Source organism: Hymenobacter agri (assembly GCF_054778495.1).
Map to the genome: position 1 here is coordinate 1 of NZ_BAAGZM010001237.1, position 616 is coordinate 616.

The following is a 616-nucleotide window of genomic DNA, read 5'->3' on the forward strand; positions in this document are numbered from 1 at the left end:
TGCACCAGCCCGACGCCGACGACGGCGCCCTCGACCTGAACCTGCCGCCCGATGCCGATACCGGCCGCTACGTGGTGTTTGCCGATGAAAGCCTGCTCGTGCGTACCTTCAACAACCTGCTGATAAACGCCCGGCAGGCCGTGCCCGCCGGCCGCGCCCCGCACATTGATGTGTCGTTGGAGCTCGTGGGCCTCGGCACAGTGCGCGTGGCCATCCGCGACAACGGAGCGGGCATTCCCGACGAGGTGCGCGAGAAGGTGTTCGTGCCCAACTTCACCACCAAGGAAACCGGCTCGGGCATCGGGCTGGCGGTGGCCCGGCGTGGCATTGAGAGTGCAGGCGGCAAAATCTGGTTTGAAACGCGGGTAGGGGAGGGCACGGACTTCTTTATTGAGCTGCCGCTGGCTGGTTAATGGCGGTATCGCACTCAGGCCACGGCACGAAACCATCCGTTCTCGACGTTACTCGCCAAACCCGACCTTTACCGCATGATTCGTCGCTACCGTCTGTGCTTCCCCTTGGTGGGCCTGCTCGTGGCGGCGTTGTTTTTCATGAAAACGGAGGTGCGGGCGCAGGTGCGGCCGGGCGCGGCCGGCGAGGTCCCGCCGCCCAGCAC

The 616-nt window shown here is 65.4% G+C and carries 1 protein-coding gene; it reads left to right on the forward strand.

Annotated elements, in window-relative coordinates; genetic code table 11:
• A partial coding sequence (locus ACYVDE_RS25530) for an ATP-binding protein (RefSeq protein WP_460504310.1) occupies positions 1-413 on the forward strand: 413 nt, incomplete at its 5' end.
• Positions 414-616: the final 203 nt, after the last annotated feature.